This is a genomic window from Arthrobacter sp. H5 (assembly GCF_000520595.1).
In the GTDB taxonomy this organism is placed as follows: domain Bacteria; phylum Actinomycetota; class Actinomycetes; order Actinomycetales; family Micrococcaceae; genus Arthrobacter_D.
In genome coordinates this window covers 1160-2290 of the sequence record NZ_KI915015.1, presented here as the reverse complement: position 1 = coordinate 2290, position 1131 = coordinate 1160, and the positions used below count along the sequence as shown (strand labels likewise).

Below are 1131 nucleotides of genomic sequence, written 5' to 3'. Positions count from 1 at the left end.
GGCTCCTTCGAGCTGCCGGGTCACGAACGGGACGCGTGGTTCCGAACCGGGGTGGAGGAAGGCGTCTTCTTCCGCGGCGAGGCCGTCGCGGCGCAGTTCGTTCCAGGACGTCACCGACCACACATCAGCGGACACCCCCCAATGGTCGGCCAGCAGTCGCTGCGCTTCGAGAGCCCATGGCACCGACACGCCAGAGGCGAGAATCTGCGCCTTGGGCGCCCCGCCGTCGTCGTGCCCGTCCTTCAGCTTGTAAATCCCACCCAGCACACCCTGGACATCGAGGTTGTCCGGAAGCGCCGGTTGACGGATGGGTTCGTTGTAGACGGTGAGGTAATACATCACGTTCTCTGGGGAATCGCCGTACATCCGGTCCAGCCCGTCCCGCATGATCAGGCCTAATTCGTACCCGTACGCCGGATCGTAGGTGATGACCGCGGGGTTGGTGGAGGCGAGGATCGGTGAGTGACCGTCGGCGTGCTGGAGGCCTTCGCCGGTGAGGGTGGTGCGGCCGGCGGTTGCGCCGATGATAAACCCACGGGTCATCTGGTCCGCAGCCGCCCAAAAGGAATCGCCAGTGCGCTGGAATCCGAACATCGAGTAGAACACATACACCGGGATCAGCGGCTCGCCATGTGTGGCGTAAGCCGTGCCGGCTGCCGTGATGGTCGGCCAGCAGTCGCTGCGCTTCGAGAGCCCATGGCACCGACACGCCAGAGGCGAGAATCTGCGCCTTGGGCGCCCCGCCGTCGTCGTGCCCGTCCTTCAGCTTGTAAATCCCACCCAGCACACCCTGGACATCGAGGTTGTCCGGAAGCGCCGGTTGACGGATGGGTTCGTTGTAGACGGTGAGGTAATACATCACGTTCTCTGGGGAATCGCCGTACATCCGGTCCAGCCCGTCCCGCATGATCAGGCCTAATTCGTACCCGTACGCCGGATCGTAGGTGATGACCGCGGGGTTGGTGGAGGCGAGGATCGGTGAGTGACCGTCGGCGTGCTGGAGGCCTTCGCCGGTGAGGGTGGTGCGGCCGGCGGTTGCGCCGATGATAAACCCACGGGTCATCTGGTCCGCAGCCGCCCAAAAGGAATCGCCAGTGCGCTGGAATCCGAACATCGAGTAGAACACATACA

Annotated in this window: 2 pseudogenes; both read right to left on the bottom strand. The window is 63.9% G+C overall.

What is annotated here, in order from left to right:
- Positions 1-660: pseudogene (locus Y708_RS25940) on the bottom strand (pyruvate dehydrogenase (acetyl-transferring), homodimeric type); the annotation flags it as partial.
- A 10-nt stretch (positions 661-670) separates the two neighbouring features.
- Positions 671-1131: pseudogene (locus Y708_RS28650) on the bottom strand (pyruvate dehydrogenase (acetyl-transferring), homodimeric type); the annotation flags it as partial.